The organism is Bacillus sp. TCT6 (assembly GCF_056033845.1).
In genome coordinates, this window is record NZ_JBVYHX010000001.1 from 2,433,934 (window position 1) to 2,456,991 (window position 23,058).

The 23,058-nt window shown below is 33.9% G+C and carries 30 protein-coding genes; 9 read left to right on the forward strand and 21 right to left on the reverse strand.

From position 1 onward, the window contains the following. Positions 1-35: 35 nt before the first annotated feature. The 3 genes from AC0ONG_RS12360 to AC0ONG_RS12370 form a co-directional block, all read right to left on the reverse strand. On the reverse strand, positions 36-641 hold the full coding sequence (locus AC0ONG_RS12360; protein WP_002082658.1) for a class I SAM-dependent methyltransferase: 606 nt from the start codon (positions 639-641) through the stop codon (positions 36-38). 89 nt (positions 642-730) lie between these two features. Beyond that, entirely contained in the window at positions 731-1,132 is a 402-nt protein-coding gene (locus tag AC0ONG_RS12365) for an Rrf2 family transcriptional regulator (protein ID WP_000877653.1), read from the reverse strand. A gap of 85 nt (positions 1,133-1,217) precedes the next feature. Then, positions 1,218-1,841 carry a DUF4085 domain-containing protein gene (locus tag AC0ONG_RS12370; RefSeq protein ID WP_000873450.1) on the reverse strand — a complete coding sequence of 208 codons (624 nt, stop codon included), beginning with the start codon at positions 1,839-1,841 and terminating at the stop codon, positions 1,218-1,220. 220 nt (positions 1,842-2,061) lie between these two features. Between AC0ONG_RS12370 and AC0ONG_RS12375 the strand changes: the two genes are divergently transcribed. Then, positions 2,062-2,658: a hypothetical protein gene (locus AC0ONG_RS12375; RefSeq protein ID WP_000914437.1), complete on the forward strand. Its 597-nt coding sequence runs from the start codon at positions 2,062-2,064 to the stop codon at positions 2,656-2,658. An 82-nt stretch (positions 2,659-2,740) separates the two neighbouring features. Here the strand turns inward: AC0ONG_RS12375 and lpdA are convergent, their stop codons facing one another. From lpdA to AC0ONG_RS12400, 5 genes are all read right to left on the reverse strand, one after another. Further along, positions 2,741-4,120: a dihydrolipoyl dehydrogenase gene (gene lpdA / locus AC0ONG_RS12380; RefSeq protein ID WP_000041184.1), complete on the reverse strand. Its 1,380-nt coding sequence runs from the start codon at positions 4,118-4,120 to the stop codon at positions 2,741-2,743. Positions 4,121-4,135: 15 nt separating this feature from the next. Beyond that, the gene (locus tag AC0ONG_RS12385) at positions 4,136-5,335 is read right to left on the reverse strand and encodes a dihydrolipoamide acetyltransferase family protein (RefSeq protein WP_000257746.1); all 1,200 of its coding nucleotides are present in this window, start codon (positions 5,333-5,335) and stop codon (positions 4,136-4,138) included. Between the two features lie 27 nt (positions 5,336-5,362). Further along, entirely contained in the window at positions 5,363-6,397 is a 1,035-nt protein-coding gene (gene acoB, locus AC0ONG_RS12390; protein ID WP_000198898.1) for an acetoin:2,6-dichlorophenolindophenol oxidoreductase subunit beta, read from the reverse strand. A gap of 17 nt (positions 6,398-6,414) precedes the next feature. Then, positions 6,415-7,413 (reverse strand): acetoin:2,6-dichlorophenolindophenol oxidoreductase subunit alpha, encoded by a 999-nt coding sequence (gene acoA / locus AC0ONG_RS12395; RefSeq protein WP_000921300.1) that lies wholly within the window; start codon positions 7,411-7,413, stop codon positions 6,415-6,417. A gap of 169 nt (positions 7,414-7,582) precedes the next feature. Next, entirely contained in the window at positions 7,583-8,062 is a 480-nt protein-coding gene (locus AC0ONG_RS12400) for a DinB family protein (RefSeq protein ID WP_000233789.1), read from the reverse strand. A gap of 164 nt (positions 8,063-8,226) precedes the next feature. On the opposite strand from AC0ONG_RS12400, the gene AC0ONG_RS12405 reads away from it, so the two are divergent. Next, positions 8,227-9,072: an oxidoreductase gene (locus AC0ONG_RS12405; protein ID WP_206666279.1), complete on the forward strand. Its 846-nt coding sequence runs from the start codon at positions 8,227-8,229 to the stop codon at positions 9,070-9,072. A 40-nt stretch (positions 9,073-9,112) separates the two neighbouring features. Beyond that, positions 9,113-9,622 carry a GrpB family protein gene (locus AC0ONG_RS12410; RefSeq protein ID WP_000901210.1) on the forward strand — a complete coding sequence of 170 codons (510 nt, stop codon included), beginning with the start codon at positions 9,113-9,115 and terminating at the stop codon, positions 9,620-9,622. A gap of 105 nt (positions 9,623-9,727) precedes the next feature. Here AC0ONG_RS12410 and AC0ONG_RS12415 read toward each other — a convergent pair whose 3' ends face one another. The 6 genes from AC0ONG_RS12415 to AC0ONG_RS12440 form a co-directional block, all read right to left on the reverse strand. Next, positions 9,728-10,111: a DUF4181 domain-containing protein gene (locus AC0ONG_RS12415; protein WP_136996518.1), complete on the reverse strand. Its 384-nt coding sequence runs from the start codon at positions 10,109-10,111 to the stop codon at positions 9,728-9,730. 23 nt (positions 10,112-10,134) lie between these two features. Beyond that, positions 10,135-10,572 carry an NUDIX domain-containing protein gene (locus AC0ONG_RS12420; protein WP_000620904.1) on the reverse strand — a complete coding sequence of 146 codons (438 nt, stop codon included), beginning with the start codon at positions 10,570-10,572 and terminating at the stop codon, positions 10,135-10,137. 30 nt (positions 10,573-10,602) lie between these two features. Beyond that, positions 10,603-10,968, reverse strand: coding sequence for a DUF4181 domain-containing protein (locus AC0ONG_RS12425; protein ID WP_000767737.1), 366 nt, complete (start codon positions 10,966-10,968; stop codon positions 10,603-10,605). A 23-nt stretch (positions 10,969-10,991) separates the two neighbouring features. After that, on the reverse strand, positions 10,992-11,816 hold the full coding sequence (locus AC0ONG_RS12430; RefSeq protein ID WP_136996503.1) for a PP2C family serine/threonine-protein phosphatase: 825 nt from the start codon (positions 11,814-11,816) through the stop codon (positions 10,992-10,994). Next, entirely contained in the window at positions 11,800-12,300 is a 501-nt protein-coding gene (locus tag AC0ONG_RS12435; protein WP_136996500.1) for an HIT family protein, read from the reverse strand. The genes AC0ONG_RS12430 and AC0ONG_RS12435 overlap by 17 nt, the downstream gene beginning before the upstream one ends. 90 nt (positions 12,301-12,390) lie before the next feature. Next, positions 12,391-12,558 (reverse strand): glycine zipper domain-containing protein, encoded by a 168-nt coding sequence (locus tag AC0ONG_RS12440; protein WP_000508401.1) that lies wholly within the window; start codon positions 12,556-12,558, stop codon positions 12,391-12,393. A gap of 217 nt (positions 12,559-12,775) precedes the next feature. Between AC0ONG_RS12440 and AC0ONG_RS12445 the strand changes: the two genes are divergently transcribed. Beyond that, complete coding sequence (locus AC0ONG_RS12445) at positions 12,776-13,012, forward strand: hypothetical protein (RefSeq protein WP_000553346.1); 237 nt, start codon at positions 12,776-12,778, stop codon at positions 13,010-13,012. 53 nt (positions 13,013-13,065) lie between these two features. Here the strand turns inward: AC0ONG_RS12445 and AC0ONG_RS12450 are convergent, their stop codons facing one another. Continuing rightward, complete coding sequence (locus AC0ONG_RS12450; protein ID WP_001059837.1) at positions 13,066-13,902, reverse strand: ABC transporter permease; 837 nt, start codon at positions 13,900-13,902, stop codon at positions 13,066-13,068. Further along, positions 13,895-15,100 (reverse strand): quaternary amine ABC transporter ATP-binding protein, encoded by a 1,206-nt coding sequence (locus AC0ONG_RS12455; RefSeq protein WP_000370608.1) that lies wholly within the window; start codon positions 15,098-15,100, stop codon positions 13,895-13,897. Before AC0ONG_RS12455 ends, AC0ONG_RS12450 begins: the two co-directional genes overlap by 8 nt. Positions 15,101-15,271: 171 nt before the next feature. On the opposite strand from AC0ONG_RS12455, the gene AC0ONG_RS12460 reads away from it, so the two are divergent. Continuing rightward, entirely contained in the window at positions 15,272-16,129 is an 858-nt protein-coding gene (locus AC0ONG_RS12460) for a glycine betaine ABC transporter substrate-binding protein (RefSeq protein WP_133964235.1), read from the forward strand. Positions 16,130-16,172: 43 nt separating this feature from the next. Here AC0ONG_RS12460 and clpP read toward each other — a convergent pair whose 3' ends face one another. Beyond that, a complete protein-coding gene (clpP, locus tag AC0ONG_RS12465; RefSeq protein WP_000991620.1) occupies positions 16,173-16,754 on the reverse strand; it encodes an ATP-dependent Clp endopeptidase proteolytic subunit ClpP in 582 nt (193 codons plus the stop codon). 21 nt (positions 16,755-16,775) lie between these two features. Further along, positions 16,776-17,462, reverse strand: coding sequence for an RNA polymerase subunit sigma-70 (locus tag AC0ONG_RS12470; RefSeq protein ID WP_000337517.1), 687 nt, complete (start codon positions 17,460-17,462; stop codon positions 16,776-16,778). A 142-nt stretch (positions 17,463-17,604) separates the two neighbouring features. Here AC0ONG_RS12470 and AC0ONG_RS12475 point away from each other — a divergent pair, with 142 nt between their 5' ends. The 3 genes from AC0ONG_RS12475 (at position 17,605) to AC0ONG_RS12485 (ending at position 19,141) form a co-directional block, all read left to right on the forward strand. Further along, positions 17,605-17,925: a 2Fe-2S iron-sulfur cluster-binding protein gene (locus AC0ONG_RS12475; protein WP_001125391.1), complete on the forward strand. Its 321-nt coding sequence runs from the start codon at positions 17,605-17,607 to the stop codon at positions 17,923-17,925. Between the two features lie 4 nt (positions 17,926-17,929). After that, entirely contained in the window at positions 17,930-18,592 is a 663-nt protein-coding gene (gene rpiA, locus AC0ONG_RS12480; RefSeq protein ID WP_106082109.1) for a ribose 5-phosphate isomerase A, read from the forward strand. A 114-nt stretch (positions 18,593-18,706) separates the two neighbouring features. Continuing rightward, positions 18,707-19,141, forward strand: a complete 435-nt coding sequence (locus AC0ONG_RS12485; protein WP_001190875.1) for a GNAT family N-acetyltransferase — start codon at positions 18,707-18,709, stop codon at positions 19,139-19,141. A 224-nt stretch (positions 19,142-19,365) separates the two neighbouring features. On the opposite strand, the gene AC0ONG_RS12490 is transcribed toward AC0ONG_RS12485, so the two are convergent. Together AC0ONG_RS12490 and AC0ONG_RS12495 are read right to left on the reverse strand one after the other, a co-directional pair. After that, positions 19,366-19,968, reverse strand: a complete 603-nt coding sequence (locus AC0ONG_RS12490; protein WP_016098621.1) for a DUF6944 family repetitive protein — start codon at positions 19,966-19,968, stop codon at positions 19,366-19,368. A gap of 7 nt (positions 19,969-19,975) precedes the next feature. Further along, on the reverse strand, positions 19,976-20,194 hold the full coding sequence (locus AC0ONG_RS12495; RefSeq protein WP_000337734.1) for a hypothetical protein: 219 nt from the start codon (positions 20,192-20,194) through the stop codon (positions 19,976-19,978). Between the two features lie 472 nt (positions 20,195-20,666). On the opposite strand from AC0ONG_RS12495, the gene AC0ONG_RS12500 reads away from it, so the two are divergent. Further along, positions 20,667-21,131, forward strand: a complete 465-nt coding sequence (locus AC0ONG_RS12500) for a hypothetical protein (protein ID WP_000024965.1) — start codon at positions 20,667-20,669, stop codon at positions 21,129-21,131. Between the two features lie 308 nt (positions 21,132-21,439). On the opposite strand, the gene AC0ONG_RS12505 is transcribed toward AC0ONG_RS12500, so the two are convergent. After that, on the reverse strand, positions 21,440-22,807 hold the full coding sequence (locus AC0ONG_RS12505; RefSeq protein ID WP_106082110.1) for a lytic polysaccharide monooxygenase: 1,368 nt from the start codon (positions 22,805-22,807) through the stop codon (positions 21,440-21,442). Positions 22,808-23,058: the final 251 nt, after the last annotated feature.

Here is a 23,058-nt window from a genome sequence, read left to right on the forward strand (position 1 = left end):
CTTTTTACATTCATACATTTAACTTTCATTAACACTTATATTAATTTTCTAATAACAACTTGAATAACATCAGCTAAACCAGTGTGCCCTTTCCCTTCAACTCGCTCTTGTTCTCCATTAAAGAAATGAATTACCTTATGTTCTTCACACCAAGTAAGGATATCAATTGGATCATACAGCATATCAACATCTTTTGGTCCACCAGTACTATAGTTTATTTGTTTTTTTGAGTAAACTTCAAACATAATTAATCCACCAGGCTTTATCGTTTGTATCATTTTATCTAATATCATTTTTTTATAATCATCATGAAAATGTCCAAATACCATAATTGCCGCATCATATTCATTTTCTGGCAAACTATCAGCTAATAAATCTACTTTTTTTGTATGCACGTTTACGTTATGCTTCTCTGCCAATTTTTTTGTCTTTTCTAATCCATCTTTCGAATAATCAATAGCTGTTACTTCGTTCCCTTGTCTTGCTAGAAATACAGCATTTCTACCTTCTCCCTCCGCAAATGCTATTACTTTATTGTGATTTGCTAAACGAAATGCTTGTTCTTTAATAAATGTATTAGGTTCTTCCCCGTAAAAATATTCATCTGATTTATATCGATCATTCCAAAAATTATTCATCATCTTCTCTCCTTCTTCATATCATTTTCTAACTACAATTAAAGATATTAAAGAGCCTTTTTATCCTTAATTAATTTAAAAATAAAAGCAGATTAAAAATCCACTTTTATTTTTTTCGCAAGATCTACGATTTTTTGATTTCTTAACTCTTCTTCCATTTTCTCTTCTGCTGCGAGCATTGCCTCATTAATTAAACATCCAGGTTTGTCATGTAAACAACAGTCAAACAATGATGTTTTGCCTTCAATTGCATGTATAATATCTAAAAATGAAATATCTTCCCAATTCTTACTAAGCGAGTAACCGCCCTTTGGACCAGATGATGAGTGTATCATCCCTTCCTTCGTCAACTTAGTTAGTATTTTAGACAAGTACGTTGGTGAAACATTTTGCATTTCTGCTAATTGGTAAACACTAACTAACTTATTTGGTGTGGCCTTTGCCAGAAAAAGCATTGTATGAAGAGCATAATTTGTAGCTTTAGAATATTTCATAGTACAGCTCCTATTGTAGACTCCATGTATCTACAATAACTTTATTTTTTTATTATGTCAAACGTTTGTAATACTCCATACAACATTATTTCTTCACAAGTAATACATCTGCTGCGCAAATCGTCACTTCTCTAAATGGAGAGTCAAATAAAACACCTAGTTCAAAACCATCTTCAGTAAGAGCTATTTCATGATATAGCCACCAAGCACTGTCAAAGTTTTCCTGCATAGAACACTTTGTTACTCCTATAAAGGTTACTTCAAGTTTATCAAATTCACTAAAAGTACCACTGCAATCTAATACGATAGACAAAGTATCTTCTGATTCTCTCTTTATTACTTTAATTACACTATCGTGTAGTGATGTCTTGTGTAACTGAGCGACATTTGACGGAAGTTTTTTCTCAATGGAATTAAAATATTCTACGTATGATTGATCTAATTGTGCCATTCTTTTCTCATAATCTGTTGTCCACTCTTGCATAAGTTTTTTCAGTTCACCTGAGGGGTATTCTGAATTAATTGTTATGTTTTGTATAATTGAGTATATCGATTCAGGAAGGAATTTTAATAAATCTATTTTCCTTTCCTCTATTTCTTCCTTTAAACTTTGTATATCCATTTCCGACCATTCTTTTATAGACTCTATAAAACTTACAAATTCTAAAACTTGCATTTTTTTATACCATTCTCTTGTAAAATATTTCAATGACACCTCTCCTAAAATATCTTTACATCCAGTAAAAGCAATACATCCACTTATTATATCATTCCAATAACCATTTTTTCTAAAGAAATAATGTAAAAATGTAAATATTCCGCCTATTATTTCTAAAACTTCAGAATATTTACAAAAGTATAAAATTAGAATACATTTTAGCTGTACAAGATTCACCTGTACAAAAATTCAAACAAAAAGGGATGGTTATATGTTGAAGAAATTAGTAGCAGGGACATTAGTAGCGGGTTTTGCATTAACTGGAGGACTAGGTGCAGTAAGCGCTGAGGAAAAAAGTAACACAATTAAGTCATTTGATTATTTAAAAGTGGATGAACAAAATGTTAATTCATTTGCAAAATTAAGTGATCAGGATAAGAAAGATATCCAAATTACTATGGTATTACCTAAGCAAAATGAAAATGGAGATTGGCTAGCTTATGGTTTTACTAGCCGCGAAACATTGGATGCGTATATTGCAAAGGATAAAAAAGCAATTAAAAATAATATTAATCCTTTAGGTAGTGGTGCTGGTAGTACTGATTTTTATGAACATAAAGATAAAGGTGGCCAATATATTTACTGGAGCAGTGGCTTTAAAAACTTACCATCTAGCTGGAATGACAGAATTTCTTCTGTAAGTACAGCGTCGCCTTCTGCAAGTTATTCAACAACACTTTGGGAACACACTTCAACACAAGGATATGGAAAAGGCGTTTTATTTAAACACGCTGATTGGTACGGTAAAACTGCTAATTTAGCTCCTGAATGGAACGATAAAACTTCAGCTATTGACATTAAAAAGTAATAGAGGATTTAATTTCTTCTATAAAAATTCAAACCACTATTCTCTCATTCATTTAGAGAATAGTGGTTTATTATAATTCGATTTAAGCATGTACAGCCTGTCCTACAGCTTGCAATAATGCTTCATGAATCGCTTCAGATAAGGTTGGATGCGCTGCAATATAATCTCTCATTATATCAGCGGTAACTTCTGTATGAATCATTACGGTCCCTTGACCAATAAGTTCAGTTGCATGAGGACCGATAATAGAAATCCCTACAATTTCTTGGTATTTAGGTTCCACAATGACTTTTACTTTACCCGTTTGTTCTCCTAAAATAAGAGCTTTTCCGTTCGCTGTAAAATGGAATTCTCCAATGAGAATATCACCATATTGTTCTCTTGCACCTTTTTCACTTAACCCGACACTAGCTATTTCTGGAGCTGTGTATATACAACGGGGAACAGCGTGATAATTTACTTTCACGTCTTCTCCGCTTGCGTGTAATGCTGCTGTCGTTCCTTCATGGAAGGCAACGTGAGCAAGCTGAATTCCACCGATCACATCACCAACTGCGTAAATATGTGATACGTTCGTTTGCATATGTTCATTCACAGCAATCCCTTTATTTGAAAACTGAACTCCTGCCTTTTCTAATCCTAATTGTTGTACTCGTGGTTTTCTTCCTACAGAAACAAGAACAAATTCTGGAGTTACTTCGTGAGTAATTCCCTCGTATTCAAATGAAGCTTGCTTCTTATAGTTATTTAATCCTTTTAAAACTGCTCCCGTAAAAATTTCCACACCATCTTTTTCTAATTTCTCTCTTAAAATATTCGCGATATCTTCATCTTCACCAGGTAGTAATTGCGGTGCCATCTCAACTATCGATACTTTTGTGCCGAGTCTACTATAAATACTTGCAAACTCACATCCTATTACACCACCGCCAACGATTAACAATGAAGATGGTACACTCTCAAGAGACATTGCATGGCTACTATTTAAAATCCATTTTCCATCGAACGGAGCGAATGGTAATTCTGTAGGTTCGGAACCAGCTGCAATAATAAAGCTCCCTCCATCAATTACTTCTTCTTTATTTCCTTGTACAACTCGCACACGATGATCCGTTTCGAATTTCGCTTTTCCTTTTACAACTTTAATTTTATTTTTCTTCATTAAATATTGTATTCCTTGGACGAGTTGCTTTACGATTTGTGATTTCCTCGCCTGTATTTGACCCCAATCAATTGAGATATTTTCTGTATTAATCGTAACTCCATAATCATTCGCTTTTCTCACAATGTCATGTACTTCAGCACTTTCTAACAGTGATTTCGTAGGCATACACCCAACATTTAAACATGTTCCGCCAAGGTCAGCTTCATCAATAAGAGTGACATCTTTGCCATTTTGAGCCGCGGTAATTGCTGCTACATAGCCAGCAGGTCCGCCCCCAATAACAACTAATTTACTCATTCTCTCACCTTCTCTTTATAAAAGAATTGTTATAGGTTCTTCTAAATAATGTTTAATTGTGCGTAAAAATGCAGCTGCTGGTGCACCGTCTAATACACGATGATCGAATGTTAAACTTAAAGGTAACATACTTCCTTTTCTTAATTTTTTCCCTTTAAATACAGGAACATGTTCAATTGCACCTACACCTAAAATACCAGTTTCAGGTGTATTTAATACCGGTGTGAAATATTCAATACCAAAGCTACCTAAATTACTAATTGTAAATGTCGTTCCGTGCATATCATCACTACTTAAGCTACCTGCTCGTGCCTTTTGTGCCACATTCTTAATCTCTTTAGACAACTCTACTAAAGATAAATTATTTGCAAAGCGAATAGCTGGAACGACTAACCCTTTTTCTAATGCGACTGCCATGCCTAAATGCACATGTTCAAATTGATGAATTGCATCATCTATATAAGCGCTGTTCATTTCTTTATGCTCTCCAAGTGCTAATACAACAGCATGCGAGACGAAATCCGTAATAGTTAATTTATTATCATATCTTTTTTGTACAACTTCCGCTATTTCTTTATGTAAAGCAACTAAATCTGTTACATCTACTTTCATCGTTAACGTTAATTGTGCGCTATTTTGTAAGCTTGCGTGCATACGATTTGCGATTGCTTTACGCATACCAGTAACAGGAATCGCTTTACTTTCTTCTCGTTCAGATATTTCCGGAACGTTTACTCTTACCTCAAGTACTTTTAATACATCTGCCTTTGTAATCCTTCCGCCAGGACCTGTACCAACTAATGCCTTGATATCCAGATTTTCAGACTTTGCAATTTTCTTCGCTACAGGTGAAATTTTAATTCTTTGCTTCGATACTTCTTTCCCATTTGCTTCTTGATTTTGTACATTTTGTACTTCTATATTAGATGTTTTTTCTTCTACAACATGTGTGCTTTCCTGCATTTCTACCTTTTCATTCGGTTTACCGATGTAGCAAATTACAGTACCAGGCGGCACTCCTTCATCTTCACTTACAGCTATATCAAGTACCGTACCATCAGCTGGCGCTTCAATTTCCGTTTCAATTTTTTCTGAATTAATACTAGCAATTAGTTCTCCTTTTGCTACATTATCGCCTGCTTTAATATTCCAGTTCGTAATAATACCTTCTTTCATCGCCATACCTAACTTCGGCATTACAACTTCTACAGCCATGTGTCTCTCTCCCTTCTCATCGTTTTATTACACATGTAATAAAGATTGGTCTCCAATCATTTCTGATACAGTTTCAATTACTTTTTCTGGCGTTGGCAAATACAACTTTTCAAGTGGTGGTGAGAACGGAACAGGTGTATGTGGTGCTGTAATTCGTTTAATAGGTGCATCTAACAAATCAAAACCTTTATCCGCTACAATTGCCGCAATATCTGTTGCAATACTACATCTAGGATTCGCTTCGTCAATGACGATAAGACGATTTGTTTTTTCAACAGATGATAAAATAGTATCTTCATCAAGTGGTGATAAAGATCGTGGATCAATTACTTCTACTTCAAGCCCCTTTTTCGATAATTGCTTTGCAGCTGCAAGCGCTGTATGAACTTGCTTTCCGATTGCGACAATTGTTACATCAGAACCTTCCCGTTTAATATCTGCTTTTCCTAATGGAATTGTATAGTATCCTTCTGGCACTTCACCTTTCATATTGTAAAGTGTTTTATCCTCAAAGAAGATTACTGGATCATCATCTTCAATTGCCGCTAATAATAAGCCTTTTGCATCATACGGTGTGGAAGGAACAACAACTTTAATACCTGGTATGCTCGTAAATAATGCGTACAAACTTTGTGAATGTTGAGCTGCTGCACTAAAACCAGCGCCATGCATCGTACGTACTGTAACGGGTACTTTTGCTTTACCTCCAAACATATAACGGAATTTCGCACCTTGGTTTAATACTTGGTCAAGACAACTACCGATAAAATCATTAAACATTAACTCAGCTATCGGACGTAACCCAGTTGCAGCAGCTGCCATCGCAGCTCCCATATAACCCGCTTCAGAAATTGGTGTATCCAATATACGATTTCGACCAAACTCTTGTACAAGTCCTTTCGTAACACCAAGAACACCACCCCAAGCTTCATCATCTTGCAGGTGATCAACTTGTGCACCGCCTGCAACATCTTCACCTATTAAAATTACATTTTCATCACGACGCATTGAGATTTTCATCGCTTCATTAATTGCAGTTGACATACTTACTGTTCTAGTCATAATTTTTCACCCTCCTCTTATTTGTAAGAAACGTATACATCTTTTAATAATTCTTCATCGTCTGGGTATGGACTATTTTCACTAAATTCAATGGATCTTTGTACTGCATCATCTACTGCTTTTTCCATATCAACAAGTTCAGATTCTGTTAATAAACCTTCATGAATTAAATGCTTACGGAAATTCACAATTGCATCTTTTTCATTTAAATGTTCTTCTTTTTCTTCTGTTGTTTTATATGTTTGCGCTTCACCTTCGAAATGACCATAATTACGATATGTCATACATTCAATAATTGTTGGACCATCACCATTACGCGCACGTTCCACTGCTTCTGCAGCAGCTTTATATACAGCGAGAAGATCTTTTCCATCTACTTGAACACCTGGAATATTATAAGCTTTTGCACGATTGGCAATAGAATCACAACTTGAAGCATATTCAAATGTAGTTGCTTCACCATAACCATTATTTTCTGCGATAAAAATAACCGGTAACTTCCAAATCGCTGCTAAATTAACCCCTTCATGAAATGTCCCTTCATTATTTGCTCCGTCACCGAAGAAGCAAACACTTACATCCTTTGTTCCTTTATATTTAGCTGTTAATGCTGAACCGCAAGCAAGTGGGAAACCGCCACCTACAATGCCATTTGCACCAAGCATTCCTTTATCTAAATCGGCAATATGCATGGAACCACCTTTGCCTTTACATAACCCTGTCGCTTTCCCGAAAAGCTCAGCCATCATACCATTTAAATCACAACCTTTTGCGATACAATGTCCATGACCTCTATGTGTACTTGTAATACTGTCACTATCCGTTAAGTGGGCACATACACCAACTGCTACCGCTTCTTCACCTGCGTATAAATGAACGAAACCTGGCAAAACGCCTTGCGCGAACAATTCATGCACCTTATCTTCAAATTTACGAATCTCTAACATTTTTTTATACATCCAACGAGCTTGTTCTTTCGTAATTTCATTCCCTTTACTTTCAGTTGTTTTTAACATGTCCAGCCCTCCTATTTTCTTGTTCGTCTGTTATATTGCAAGTACTATGCCAAATTCTAATCCTTGATTTCATGGGTTTTCTCATTTCTTTCATAATAAAAAAGTGGACAAAATGAGACAGATGTCTCGTTTTGTCCACTTTTGTTCACCTAATTTGAGAACTATTATCTTATTCATTCTCAAAGCTCTGCTGTAATTTTCGGATGTAAATAATTTGCCCAATATGATATGCATTATGAGTTGTTACATTCGCTAACACTTCCCACCACTTTGCAGAAACAGGAAATCCCACTACATCACTTTCAACCTTTTCTTCATTAATGAGATTTTGCCATTGTAACAGTTTTTCTAGTAGTTTTTCCCGTAATTCATCGAAAGTTTGATTATCTGAAAGCATAAAACTTTTGTTATTATCTCCTATAGCGGGTACTGCATTCACATTTGATTCTTTATACCTAGTTTGCCACGTAGAGTTCCAATACAGTAAATGTTGTACGATTTCAGCTATACTATTACTCTCTTCATTCGGTTTCCAGCAAGCTTCCCTCTCAGATAAATCCTTAACTGCATCGGAAAATGGCATATACCAACTAGGATCATTTGCATTCGCTAATAGCTGATCTGCTAATACATCTTTCACATGGACCATTTTTTTCCCTCATTTCATTATCATATTAATATACACTACTCTATATACGCTCATTCCCTATAATCCCCTTTTTTACATACAAATTGATTTCATACTAAATGTAAGAATAATAGATTTTCTTATCATAACTCGTTATGATAAAAGAAAAAGAAAGCTGGCGGAAAATGAATAAAAAAATCGCAATAATTACAGGAGCCTCAAGTGGATTTGGACTATTAACTACACTCGAACTCGCAAAAAAAGATTATTTAGTTATCGCTACAATGCGAAACCTTGAAAAACAAGTAAACTTAATATCTCAAGTTACTCAACTTAACTTACAGCACAATATAAAAGTTCAACAATTAGATGTAACCGATCAAAATTCTATACATAACTTCCAATTATTTTTAAAAGAAATACAAAAAGTAGACCTTCTTGTTAATAATGCAGGATATGCAAATGGCGGCTTTGTAGAAGAAATCCCAGTAGACGAATATCGAAAGCAATTTGAAACGAACCTTTTTGGATCTATATCAATCACTCAGCTTGTTTTACCATATATGAGAGAAAAAAGAAGCGGAAAAATCATTAATATAAGCAGCATTAGCGGCCAAGTTGGATTTCCTGGTTTATCTCCTTATGTATCTTCAAAATATGCATTAGAAGGCTGGAGTGAATCGCTTCGCTTAGAATTAAAACCTTTCGGAATAGACGTCGCTTTAATTGAACCTGGTTCTTACAACACAAATATATGGGAGGTTGGTAAACAACTAGCTGAAAACCAATCTGATACAACATCTCCTTACAAAGAATATATGGATAAAATACAAAAACATATTAATAGCGGTAGTGATACATTTGGTAATCCGATAGATGTTGCTAATAAAATTGTTGAAATTGCTGAAACAAAGCGTACTACTTTACGATATCCTATTGGAAAAGGTGTAAAATTTATGATCTTTACGAAGAAGATTCTTCCTTGGAGATTGTGGGAACACCTTGTTTTGAGAAGCTTTAAGAAGATGTAATAAACTTTTTGAAAACTATTTTGAAAGAGGTGCTAATTAAATGTTAGGTTTACCGTATGGGAAAGTGTTTTTAGTGCCGTGGACTGAAGAATGGGAAATTGAGTTTATGAAAGAGAAACAAATCATTGAGGAACAAATTGGCGAACATATTTTAGCGATACACCATATTGGTAGTACTTCTATTCCATATTTAAGTGCAAAGCCAATTATTGATATAGCAATAGAACTAAAAGATAATGCAGTTGGCATACAATGTATCGCAAAGTTGGAACTACTAAATTATAAATACAGAAAAGATGTATTGCCTGAAAGATACTATTTTAATAAAGGAGAGCCACGAACTCATCAAATTCATATGTATGAACAAGGAAATAAATATTTAATAGAACAATTACAATTTCGAGATTACTTAATAGACAATAAAACATCTCGTATACAGTATGAACAATTAAAAATTCAACTTTCACAAGCTAATCCTACTGATAAACATAAGTATGCGGAGGACAAAACAAATTTCATTACATTCATACTAGCTAAAATAAATGATTGAATGAAAAAGACAGAATTTCATACACAGAATAAGAAACCGTTTATTCCTAAGTAAATGGTTTCTTATTCGTTAGTTATCTTATTATTTATACTATCAATTTTTTTATTATACAGCAGGTGGAAAGAAGTAAAATAGTATCGAAGTCATAAAAATAAACGTGAATACCCCAATTACCGAAAATATATATTCTTTCGACTCTCTATCATACTTCCATTCCATCAATGCTCTTAAGATTAACTTCCTACCTAAATAAGTAAAAATGACATAAGCAATATTAATACTTTCGAATTTAAAGATAAACATAAAGCTAGTTATTAAATAAATAAAAAGTAGTCCTATTTCCAATTTTTTATGTAAACTATTTACATGTTTCTTATATCCCCAAAAACCACCCTTGGGCATATTCAATTTTTTTCTTAAAAACTTATCGAGAAAATAGACAGCTATACAAAAAACAATAGTTATAATCCAAAAAGTAGAAGCTCCTATTTTCACCCCTCCTATTATTTCATTTAATTACTTGAAATAAATTGGACTATATTACGGTTATCCCCTTCTAAATAACTTATGATTCCTTCAGGATATGTCGGCTTCTCCTGTAATTCCTCTAGACTTTTCCAAATTAATATAATATCCTCATGCTCTTTATGCCTTATTTCATTTGTAATGATTTTTTCAACAGTCCCCCAATATATCAATGTACAATGATGACCTTTTTCGTTGTCCCACTCAAAAATGTGTTCATTTACAATTGCTAACTCTTGAACATGAACTTTCAAATCGTATTCTTCTATTAACTCTCGAATTATTGCTTCTTTTGACGTTTCACCAAATTCAATAGAGCCACCTGGAAAACGATAAAATGATTCGTTTTCATCACATTGTACTAGTACTTTTGAATGTTCGTCGTTTACAATCATTACTTCAGCCCGTAAATGTGGTCTTATCATTTTCTCACCCTTTATTTGTATGACCATCCATCACCAATACGTATTATAGAATACATTCAAAATAATACCTGTAATTATTAATAACGGAACAATTCCAAACGAAATAATATATTCTTTTGCTTTACTATCATATTTCCACTGCATATATCCTTGAAAAATGTACAACGTCATAAAAAAGAAAATTGGTATATAAGTCATGTATATTGGATTCCAAATTGAACCTATCATCATAAGTACTACATAAGAAATAATGATGATCCATTGTCCCCATTTATGTGATTGACTGACATATTTACTATTCCATCCTGTTTGTCTCGGTATATTTAACTTCTTCCTCACGATTTTTTCTAAAAAAATTAAAATTATAATCCATAACAATAAGACAATTAGTTTCAAAAGAAACAGAAAGGCCTCCTCCTTTACCTTTTCTCCGGCTGATCACTAGGATACGTGGCATTCTCTTTATTTTCAACGTCCCAACTAATTATAGTCGCACTATCACGTCCCAACTGATGATGCACGTGTTCTAAAACATTGTGAATATTTTCTTTAAGTGTTTTATCATTTCTATTCATAGCATTATACAAATTTACAGGTGTTTCATATCGGTGTTCCCCGCATTCTAATACTCCATCTGTCACTATTACAATTCGGTTCTTTCCAGTACGTAATTCACGAATACCTGATGAATAGCAAGGAACAGGTAAATCAAATGTGTTTACATTTCCAATCCATTCGTAAAAATGACGTTGATTTAATGCATATTGCCCTAACTTATGTAACTCTTCATGAAATACATACACTAAACAATCACCAATAGAAAGCCACCATATATAATTTTCTTTTCTTACACATAGTAAGCAAGCTGTTTCACCTTTAATTCTTTGGCATTTTTCTTTAAATGAAGAGGATTGAAAAATTGAAAGTATATGATTTTCAACAGATTGAAATACTGTATCAATCGATTCATTCATTATTACTTTTATATTTTCATATTCTTTTTCGATTGTATTTACTACTAAATCAACACTTTCCGCACTATTATGTCCATCTAAAATAGCTGTAAACTCCCAATCACCATTCGACCAAACTAATGCACCATCTTCATTCTTTTTTGCTCCAGCGTTTATATTACCGCCATATATTCCGAGTACGATATCACCATATTGTTTTACTGAAACTTCGTCTAAACACATCTTCTTATTTCCAACCCATGAATATTTTCTATTATTTGTTGTATGCATACTCATTTACCATATACTTACGTATTCTTTCGCATAGTTTTTTTATTTTCTCTTCATCACCATATGGTGCACCAGTCCATTTCGCTACTTCGGTTGGTGACCAAAATTCTTTTGGTGTATTCGGATAACGTGGAATAATGTGCACCTGCATATGTGGTACACCATTTCCTGAAACAAAAGTGTAAATATACTCTGCACCTTCGCTTTCGTTTAGCGCTTTACTTACTCTACTTGTTATAAGTCCGAACGCTTTCGCTTCTTCATCTGTTAGTTCAGCGAGGCCAGGTACATGTCTTTTTATATCTATCATTACATAACCTAGGTATGATTCTTCACTATCCCAGTAGACATGTCCAACGTAAACGAGTTCATCTTCGTAAATAGCTCCACCTGGAACTATAATATTTCCTTTATGTTTTTCGCAAATGAAGCAGTTTTGTTCTACTTGATTGTTTGTTGACATATCCATCACCATCCTTTTCATATATAATATCACAAAAAAAGGAAAAACAGGTTTAACATTCCGAATATTCATTCTTTTGATACTGCAACTTTGAAATGAATTTACACCTCATTATTTCTTCAAAAACGCAATCCCAATTATAATCCCAATCACAATTCCGATTACTAAATTATTTGTAAAGTGCCCTTGAAATACACCGATTACAACCCCTATACCGACACCTATTGCCAAAGCATCATTTCTTTTTTTATTTTTAGCCAAAATTGCATCTCCTCCCATCATTTCTCCCTAAACAACATGCACTCACTTAAATGTATTAATATACGCACTATCTCGCTTGAATCTTTTCAAAAAAAGCACTTTAACTTCATATATAATATTTTCCATTTTCTGTACATACTCCTTTTATAATGAAAAAATTTCAAGTAACCATTAAATATATATAGGCATTTACTATAAGAAAGATCCGTAATTTATTGAAGGAGGAACGATTCAAATGCATCCTCATTGGAATCCAAATATAAATCAACAGTATGTTTATTCCCCCCATCCTGTAAGGAATACATTGCATCATGATTCACAATATATGATGCCGCGCATCGCTAGCCTTGAAAGTCAGTTAGCTAAATTAATCTCATTAATCGAAGAAAATAATCAATTAATTAAATCCATGGAACAACAGCAAAACCAAGTTTGTGCACCAGCTGGAGGTTCTGTTATCGTTCGTATGTAAACTGGATGCAATAAAAAACACACTTTGTAGTATAAAAGTGTGTTTTTTGGTCATTATTTTCTTTTCGTATGGAACCCTTGTGTAATTCGGTCTAATATAATTGCGATTACTACGATAGCTAATCCAGCTTCAAATCCCATTCCGATATTAACTTGTGTTACCGAGCGATATACATCAACTCCAAGCCCAGGAGCTCCTACAAGTGACGCTGTTACAACCATTGATAACGAAAGCATAATGCTTTGGTTCACACCAGCCATAATCGTTCCGGTTGCAAGTGGTAATTGTACTTTAAATAGTTTTTGTGATGCTGTGGATCCAAATGCATTCGCTGCTTCAATTAAATCTTCTGGAACTTGTCTAATTCCTAAGTCAGTAAAACGAATTGTAGGTGGCATTGCAAAGATTACCGATGCAATAATTCCAGGTACTACACCAACTCCGAAAAATGTAATCGCTGGAATGAGGTATACGAATGCCGGCATTGTTTGCATAAAATCTAATGTTGGTTTTAAAAATTTTGAAAAACGTTCATTTTGAGATGCTAATATTCCAATTGGAATTCCGACAATAATTGAAATAATAACAGACGTAAGTACGAGTGCTAATGTTTGCATCGTTTGTGCCCAGTAGTTAATATTTAAAATAAACAATAAGCCGATTAGTGTAAAAATAATTAATGATACTTTTCTCGTTGTGTACCAAATGAGGAAACAAAGGATAATAATCATCAATATGGCCGGTATTATTGTTAAAAAATTAGTGAGTAAATCAACGAATCCGCCGATAATATAAGAGAACCCTCGGAATATGCCTTCAAGGTGCTCATATAAACTTGCAACAAATGAGTCGACCCATTCTCCTAAAGGAATACGTGGTATATTATTCATCGTCTTTCACCTCTTCCTCAATGTTTCCTGCAAGAGCTTGAATGACACTTTCACGTTTAATAATTCCTCTTAGCCTTTTCTTCTCATCGATTACTGGTAACGGATATTTCATCTCCGCCATTTTTGCATATGTCTCTTCCAGTAAAGTATCTAAATACACATGCGGAATATCATTAAGTAATAAATCAGCAATCGGCCATTGTTTTTGAACTGCTTTACTCGCATCATCCGCGGTTAATATACCTAAAAACTCATACTTTTTATTGACAACATATACAGTTGAAACACCTGCATTCCTCATAATTTGAAGGGCTACACGTGGTCCACGATCAATTAATAAAGTTTCTGGTCGTTTTAATATAGATTCCGCTGTAATTACTTTTCCTAAATTCACATCCGCAACAAACTTTTCTACGAATTCATTAGCGGGGCTCATCATAATTTCTTCTGGCGTTCCAATTTGGACAATTTCTCCATCTTTCATTAATGCGATACGATCCCCAATTCGAAGCGCTTCATCTAAATCATGTGTAATAAATATAATCGTTTTTTCCATTTTATCTTGTAACTCTAACAATTCATCTTGCATTTCTTTTCGAATAAGTGGATCTAATGCACTGAATGACTCGTCCATTAGTAATACATCTGGATTATTCGTTAGTGCTCTTGCGATTCCAACGCGCTGCTGCATACCACCACTAAGTTGACTTGGATAATTATCTTTATGATGATCGAGTCCTACTAACTGTAGCGATTCTAACGCTTTTTTCTCTCGCTCTTCTACCGAAACCCCTTGTATTTCTAAACCATATGCAACATTTTGTATAACCGTACGATGCGGAAATAGAGCGAACTTCTGAAATACCATACTCATTTTCGTTCTTCTTACTCTCCGTAACTCTTCTTTTCCCATCGTTGCGATGTCTTCACCATCTATGTATATATGACCTGCAGTTGGTTTAATCAATTGATTTAACATACGAACTAGCGTAGATTTCCCGCTACCAGACAAACCCATAATAACGAAAATTTCTCCAGAGTATACCTCAAACGTTGCTTTTTTTACACCAACGTTCATTCCTGTCTCTTTTAAAATTTCCGATTTGCTTTTCCCCTCTTTTAATAAAGAAAGGGCTCTTTGCGGATGTTTCCCGAATACTTTTGTTACGTTTTCAACACGCACCTTTGTATTATCCATGTCACTACTCCTTTTCTACCCATCTATTCACATAGTGTTGCGATTTTGCAAAGAAATATTACATAAAAATGACATTCATAAGATTTCTTTAAAATTCTCGTTTCCGTTCATAATAAGAATGCTTACTTATACATTTATTTTATAAGGCAAACACTACTTAGGAGGTTTTCGATGCGAAAGAAAATTTGGTTTATATGCCTTGCATTATTTATTACTATGAGTTTCACTTCATGTAATGCAACAAATGCAAATTCGAAAGGAAAAATTAAACTTGGTGTAACAAGTTGGAAAGAAAATATTGCAACTGCAAACATGTGGAAAGTTTTATTAGAAGAAAAAGGCTACAAAGTTGAGCTCATGTATTTAGAAAAAGCCGCAATTTGGACTGGTGTCGCTCGTGGTGATGTTGATGCGAATTTAGAAGTATGGCTACCCGTTACGGATAAGCCGCTAAACGATCGTTATAAAGATGATATTGTCTTAAAATCAAAATGGTACGAAGGTACTGGACTTGGTCTAGTCGTACCTTCCTATGTGAAAAATATTAACAGTATTGAAGACTTAAATGCTCATAAAGATGAATTAGATAATAAAATTGTCGGTATCGAACCTGGTAGTAGTCTTATGAATTTAACGAATAAAGCAATGAAAGAATATGATATAAAACTAAAACTTGTCCAATCCTCAGAAGCTGCGATGATGAGTGAATTAAAGAAAGCATATACGAAAAAGAAACCAATCGCTGTTACGCTTTGGAATCCGCATTGGGGTTTTTCAGAATTTGACTTAAAATATTTAAAAGACCCTAAGAAAGTATATGGTGAAAAAGATGACATTTATTACTCCGTTCGTAAAGGTTTCGAAAAAGATCACCCAGATGTTATAAAATACTTTGATAAATGGAAAATGACCGATGAACAACTTGGTACGTTAATGGTCATGTTAAATAAAACAAAAGATCCTGAAGAAGCTGCGCGAAAATGGATTAAAAAAAATCAAGCATTAGTTGATGAATGGGTAAAAGATTAATAAAAAGGCTAGAGAATTAACATATCCTCTAGCCTTTTTCATCTTATTTTTTCGTAACAACATCATCTACAATTCCATATTCCTTAGCTTCTTCTGCGGTCATAAAATAATCTCTTTCTGTATCATGCGCTACTCTTTCAATCGGTTGGCCTGTTTTTTCTGCAATCATTTTATTAATATCATGCTTTAACTTTAATATCCTTTTTGCTGTTATTTCAATTTCTGTTGCTTGCCCCTGTGCACCACCAAGCGGCTGATGAATCATAATTTCACTGTTAGGGAGCGCAAACCGTTTTCCTTTTGCTCCTGATAATAATAACAATGCACCAAATGATGCCGCAAAGCCCATGCATAGCGTTTGTACATCTGGTTTAATTAAATTCATCGTATCTAATATTGCAAAACCTGCTGTCGTTGAACCTCCTGGGCTATTGATATATAAATATATATCTTTTTCTGCATCTTCTGCTTCTAAAAATAATAGTTGAGCTACGACACTACTCGCTACTTGATCATTAATTTCTGAACCGATAATAATAATGCGGTCTTTTAATAGCCTTGAATATATATCATAGGAACGTTCTCCTAATTTTGTTTGTTCTACTACATATGGAATTGCATTCATTTTAAATCCCCCCAATACTTGTTATGCAACGCAAAGCATACAACTGTAGGAAGAAGGTTCTTTTACACTAAATAATAAGACTGGCTGTTTAGATGGTAACTTAGTAAAATCTATTGTCGGAAGAAGTTTCGTTAACAATTCCGGTCTTTCCTCACGAATAGACGTTACAACAACTTCAATATCCTCTGTGAATTCGACTATCTCGATCCCTTCTTCACTTACAGTTTTCAGCCTATTTCTACTCCGAAATAAAGAAGCTTTCACTGCACCTTCTGATACAGAACACAATTTAGCAATATCAGCGATACTATATTGAAAAACATCTTTTAATAATAAAATTGCGGATTGCTGTACATTTAATGAAGACAATACTTTCCCTACCATTTCATGCAAATCTGCAATGTTCTCATGTGGTTCTTCAACAGTGATTTGTTCTCTTATTTTTTCATGAACAGACTTAGACTTCATCTGATCTAACCAACGATTTCTAGCTATTTTATAGACGAGTGTCATACAAATATCTTTATTTCTATATTTTTGAAGCACTTTACACACCGTTTCTTGGGCGAGATCTTCCCCATCCCATTTGTTTTTCGTTAAAAAAGTACAGTATCTTTTTAGCTCTCCATATTGTTCAATTAAAAAATTTATATTTGAATGATTCATATCGATATGATTCTTTAAAACATGAGTTACTTTTGTGCACAAAATAACCACTCCTTTTCAGCGCTTACTTAATAAACGATTCTACATTTAAAAAAGTTACGGGGGTATAAAAAAATAATGTTTATGTTCAAGAATTCGCGGTCATAAATATGTTATGTACAATTTTACGTGAGGAGGAACAAATTTGCCAAAATTAACAATTGAAGGTGCGGGAACTTTTGATGTGAAAGAAGGAACAAAGTTAGTATTAGCAATTGAAGATAGCGGTGTCAACATTCTCCATCGTTGCGGCGGGAATGCACGTTGCACGACTTGTAGAGTAGAAATACTAGCAGGTGATTTCTGTGAAGCGAGTGCGAATGAGAAACATGCAATGACGGAAAAAGGGATTGAAGATCATTTACGATTATCTTGTCAAATGCGTGTACATAAAGATATAGTCGTTCGTCCGGTACTTACAGTTGAAAATTCAAGTCTTGATGCTGGGCCACGTCCGGCGGAGTAAAGCGATGAATTTAAAACAACTCGCTGGCGAATATGCTGCTAACTTTGTAAATGATGGCATGAAGATTGGGCTTGGTACAGGTTCTACTGTATATTGGACAATACAAAAATTAGGTGAGTATGTAAAAGAAGGATTATCATTTCAAGCTGTACCGACATCAAAGGAAACTGAAGCATTAGCACAGCAACTAAATATCCCCCTAATTTCGTTAAACGACGTACAAAGTCTTGATTTTACAATTGATGGAGCGGATGAAATTGATTCAAATTTACAACTTATAAAAGGCGGTGGTGGTGCATTACTTCGTGAAAAAATCGTTGCCTCTTCCTCTAAAGAACTAATTATCATTGCTGATGAATCGAAACTTGTAACACATTTAGGTAATTTTCCATTACCTGTTGAAATCATCCCTTTTTCATGGAAACAAACCGAAAATAAAATTCAGTCTTTAGGGTGTCAAACAACATTACGTTTGAAAAATAATGAAACCTATATAACCGATAACAATAACATGATTATCGATTGTATATTCTCTAATCATATTTCTAATCCTGCCCATTTACACACCCAATTAAAAATGATTACTGGTGTAGTTGAAACAGGATTGTTTATAAGTATGACGAGTAAAGCAATTATCGGCACTAAAAATGGGATAAAGGAATTGTAATAAAAGCTGACTTTTTAAAGTTGGCTTTTTAGTATGTTCATCTTCTCTTAATAGCACTTTATTATGATATACTATGAAAACACAAGCTGATTACACTAGAAAGGACTGAACATTTTGCAATCCAAACTTATAACAGAACTTACTGATTTAGAAACTGCCTTTCACATTCGAAAAGAAGTATTTGTAAAAGAACAAGGTGTCCCTCTTGCAGATGAATTCGATATATTCGATGAAATCGGAGAGCAATGTAAACATATTTTAGTTTATTATCATGAGTTTCCTGTAGGCACAGGGCGTATACGATTTGTTGATGGTGTCGGAAAATTAGAACGTATTTGTATTTTAAAAGATTATCGTACATACGGATTAGGTAAAGTTATCATTCAAACGTTAGAAGAAATTGCTCGTAACGAACAAGTTACAAAAGTGAAGCTACACGGTCAAACACAAGCTGAAGGATTTTATAAAAAATTAGGCTATCAAACTTCTTCTGATATATTCATGGAAGATAGCATTCCACATATACTTATGACGAAAATGTTATCATAATAGAAAGGTGACTATATTGTTTATTCATATAGTCACCTCTCTGTATCTTATTCACTTGAAAGTCTCTTTAGTGAATATTCCAATGAAAGAACTTTTAACTTGAAAGCAAAGAACCTAGCATACATAGTCTTAAAACACCCTTAATGAAATTGGCATTCTCTAGTTTTCTATTCGCACTATATTCTGTTTGCTTTCACTTTAAAAAGAATATTTTATTAAACTCACTATGAATTGTTGTCTAAAATCTCTTGTCTTTCTTCTCTTATTTGACCGATTAATGAAACTACTGAACCAACCGCTTGAATCCAGCTCCCCGTAATCACTATAATCTGTCCATCCTCCTCATTTCCTTCCGAAATTTCTTCCACTTTATCCCGACTAGCTTTCAATTCATCTATTCCACCTATTGCCTGTAATGAATTTCCAGTCGCTTGTAACACATTCCCAAAAATGTTATACGATTCATCTATGTCGGAACTATCCTCTAATTCACCACCTATTGATGTAATACCACCTAATGCTTGAATCCAATTCCCTGCAATCACTACTTTTTTTTGTGTATTATCTTCAAATTCTATAATGAGTCCTGTTAAAACCGTTACATTACCAATTGATTGGATTTCATTACCGATTTTTTCAAGAGATATTTCCCCTTGTCCATCAGCTTCTAGGCCGTTCCCTGTTGCCTGTAATACATTCCCCCATACGTTTAAATCTCTTCTTAATTCGTCATTCAATTTTTTAAAAGGTGTACTACCAACCGCAGCAATAATTGTCCCTACTGCAACAAACCAAGCACCAACTATCTCCTTAATCGGATCATCCATTTTCAATCTATCCCGTCATTAATTTACTACTTACAGGATATGAATTTATGCATCTCCATGTTAATAGCCTACTTCTCTCCATTTGAATAAAAATCAATATTTCTTTAATATTATAAATACATCTAGTGTGACATCCCTGTTTGCCGTTAGCTTTTGCTAACGGCTCATTTATTTTTTTCTTGCTTCTCGGAGAATTCTCTAAATACGTTTCCCAATACGTACACATTCTTTATTCCTCCTCGAATACAATACATAACTCAATATAATATCTATATATCGATTAGTTAAACTTGGCTAACTGCTCCTTTATTTATAGTAAAATTAAATTTCTATAATTTTTTTAAAAATCCATCTCGACATCCATAATTCCAAACATTTAAAATCAAAAATATAATTTTATCATCACAGGAAAATTTTCTGAATAACTTTCTTGTTAAAAAGTTTTCACCTTAAAATTTGACAAGCATATGTTATTGAATGGAGATTCTCCATTCATAAGATTCTTACCTTTCTTATCTAGAGCACACTTTAATGTGTGCTTATTTTTAGTTAGAAACTACAACATTCTCAAATAGTATGCATATCAAATTGTTTTTTCAATTATTTTCAAGAGCGGATATTATTCTTTAGTACAAGCACTCTTTCCTTTTAATTAATACTATATATTGATATCCCAAAGAAAGGAGAGCAAAATAATTATGGCTAATTATTTTTATAAAGATGGTAAAAAATATTATAAAAACCAATCGTATTCGAACGATCAAAAAAATAACTGTTTTATTGAAACTCATACGATAACTGGTTCTGAAGAAAATGCAAATGGAAATATACCTTTATCTGTTTTCCTTGAAACCACCGCTCCACAAACTGTATTTGAGGATTTCACAAACAATCATAATAAAACATTAATTCAGTTATTCGTTGTCGGGATGAGTGCACCCGTTCAAGTAACTATTCTAACAAGAAAATCTAGCCGCCCAATTACTACAACATTACAACCTGTTCAAACAAAAATATTTCAAGTTGAAGATTTTCAAAGTCTTACTTTTACGAAACAGGAAGGCCCTACTAGTATAGTTAGTTTATTTGTGCAAAAAACATTTTGTATTTGCTGTAACGATAATAAAGATTCGTGTGATGAATATCATCAAGATTGTAATTAATAGATTAACGCACCAAAAGAACCCGTTTTACAAAGGGTTCTTTTTATTTCACTCCATACATTTTCAAAAACATTTTAGAATCATACACAACGATTTTTCTATAAATCTCTCCTTTTCCCGCTATTTTATTAAAATAACACTTTAGTTTAATTAATTACGGGACTTATCATCATTGAATGAAGGGAAGTAAAATTTAGAAAAAAAGACGACGCTGAATACGTCGTCTTTTTTATAAATAGAAAAGCGAATTCTCAAGATTCCCTTTTGCATCAAAGCCCATCATCTCTTAGTTCATGCCTAGGTAAAGCTTACACTGTTTTCCATAATGATAATGCATAAATCCAGTTTGGATCACCATTTCCTTGATAACTCTGGACTGCTTCATATACTTTTCCTTCGTGTAGAACTCTATCTCCCTTTTTATATGCTTTTTTTGCATCCCACGCTTCATATGAAGCGCTTTCATCTTTTGTAGTAATTGTGAATATATCACTCTGTACGGATTCATTTCCAGCTACATCAACAGCTTTCACTACATATTTATAAGTAGTATTAGCAAGCAGATTTTTATCCATATAAGAAGTTGTATTGGATGTTGCAATCTTTTTCATTAATCCTTCTATTTCTCTATAAATATCATAATGGTCTACACCAATGTTATCGTCAGATGGACTCCACATTAAATCCACACTTGATGCTGTCGTTCCCATACTATGTAATCCTTTTGGTTGTGTTGGTGCTTCTGTATCAGGAGTCGCAACTGTTGTTTTTACTGTAAGCGCTGTACTTTCTTTCGATACATTTCCAGCTGCGTCAATTGCTTTTACAGTATAAGAGTATTCTGTGCTTGGTTGTAATTTCTTATCAATAAAATGAGTGCCTAGTATTGTATCGATCATCTCTCCGTTACGGAAGATTTGATATCCTCTTACCCCTACATTATCCGTAGAAGAGTTCCATGTTAGTTCTACACTATTCGCTGTTACTTTTTTCGTCTGAAGTCCATTTGGAATACTTGGCGCTTCTATGTCTGGTTTCACATCATTAATAAGATTAACATCAATTACATTATAGAATGCATTTGCTGTATCAGCTACATCCCATACTGCTAAAATCACATGATATCCACTACGATCAGTAGGTACATTAATTTTATGAGTTAAATTATTTGAAGCTGCAGAACCATCGTGTTGCACAGTTCCAATTGGTTCAAAATCTGCTCTTGTTAGCGCTTTATTTGGATTCCATCCTTTTTTAGTAATATAGTAATGCCACTTACTCGTTAAGTGAGGCGCAGTATACTTCCAAGTAAATGTATTTTCCCCACCAGTGATTGTATTTTTAAACCAACGATTTGCTGTTTGTTGATCTAAAATACCACCAAATTTTCCGCCTGCTGAAGCAATTTGTCCATCTACTGGACCACCTTGTGGGAACCCTTTTGGAGCTTCTAAACTTTGTGGTTCATACATAACACTTCCGCAGTTTACATTTAGCGCACCATAAGTTGGACTACATAAAGCGGATCGGCTACCGGGCTTTTCAACAAAACCGTGCGCATAAGCATTTTGAGGAATAAGTGTCGTACTAATAATTCCAGCTGTTAATGCTACAGCTCCTAAACTTTTTTTGTTCATTTTCATGTTTTGTAGTTGTTTTAAAAATCGATTATTCATGTTCATGTCTCCTTCTTGTTATACTTTGTAGTGGAATGTGGGCTTTGATGTAAAAGAATAACAAGAGACAAACTTGTACCGATGTATGTATTAATTATGCATACACCGCAGTGAAAATATATTTTTTCCTTGTGAAATATTTCACTTTATGAATATATCATGACATAGAACTCGCCTAAGCATGTGCAGAAGTTGTGCAGAAACAGTGAAATTATTACTAACATATAAAACCACATCCTGAAATCATAAAG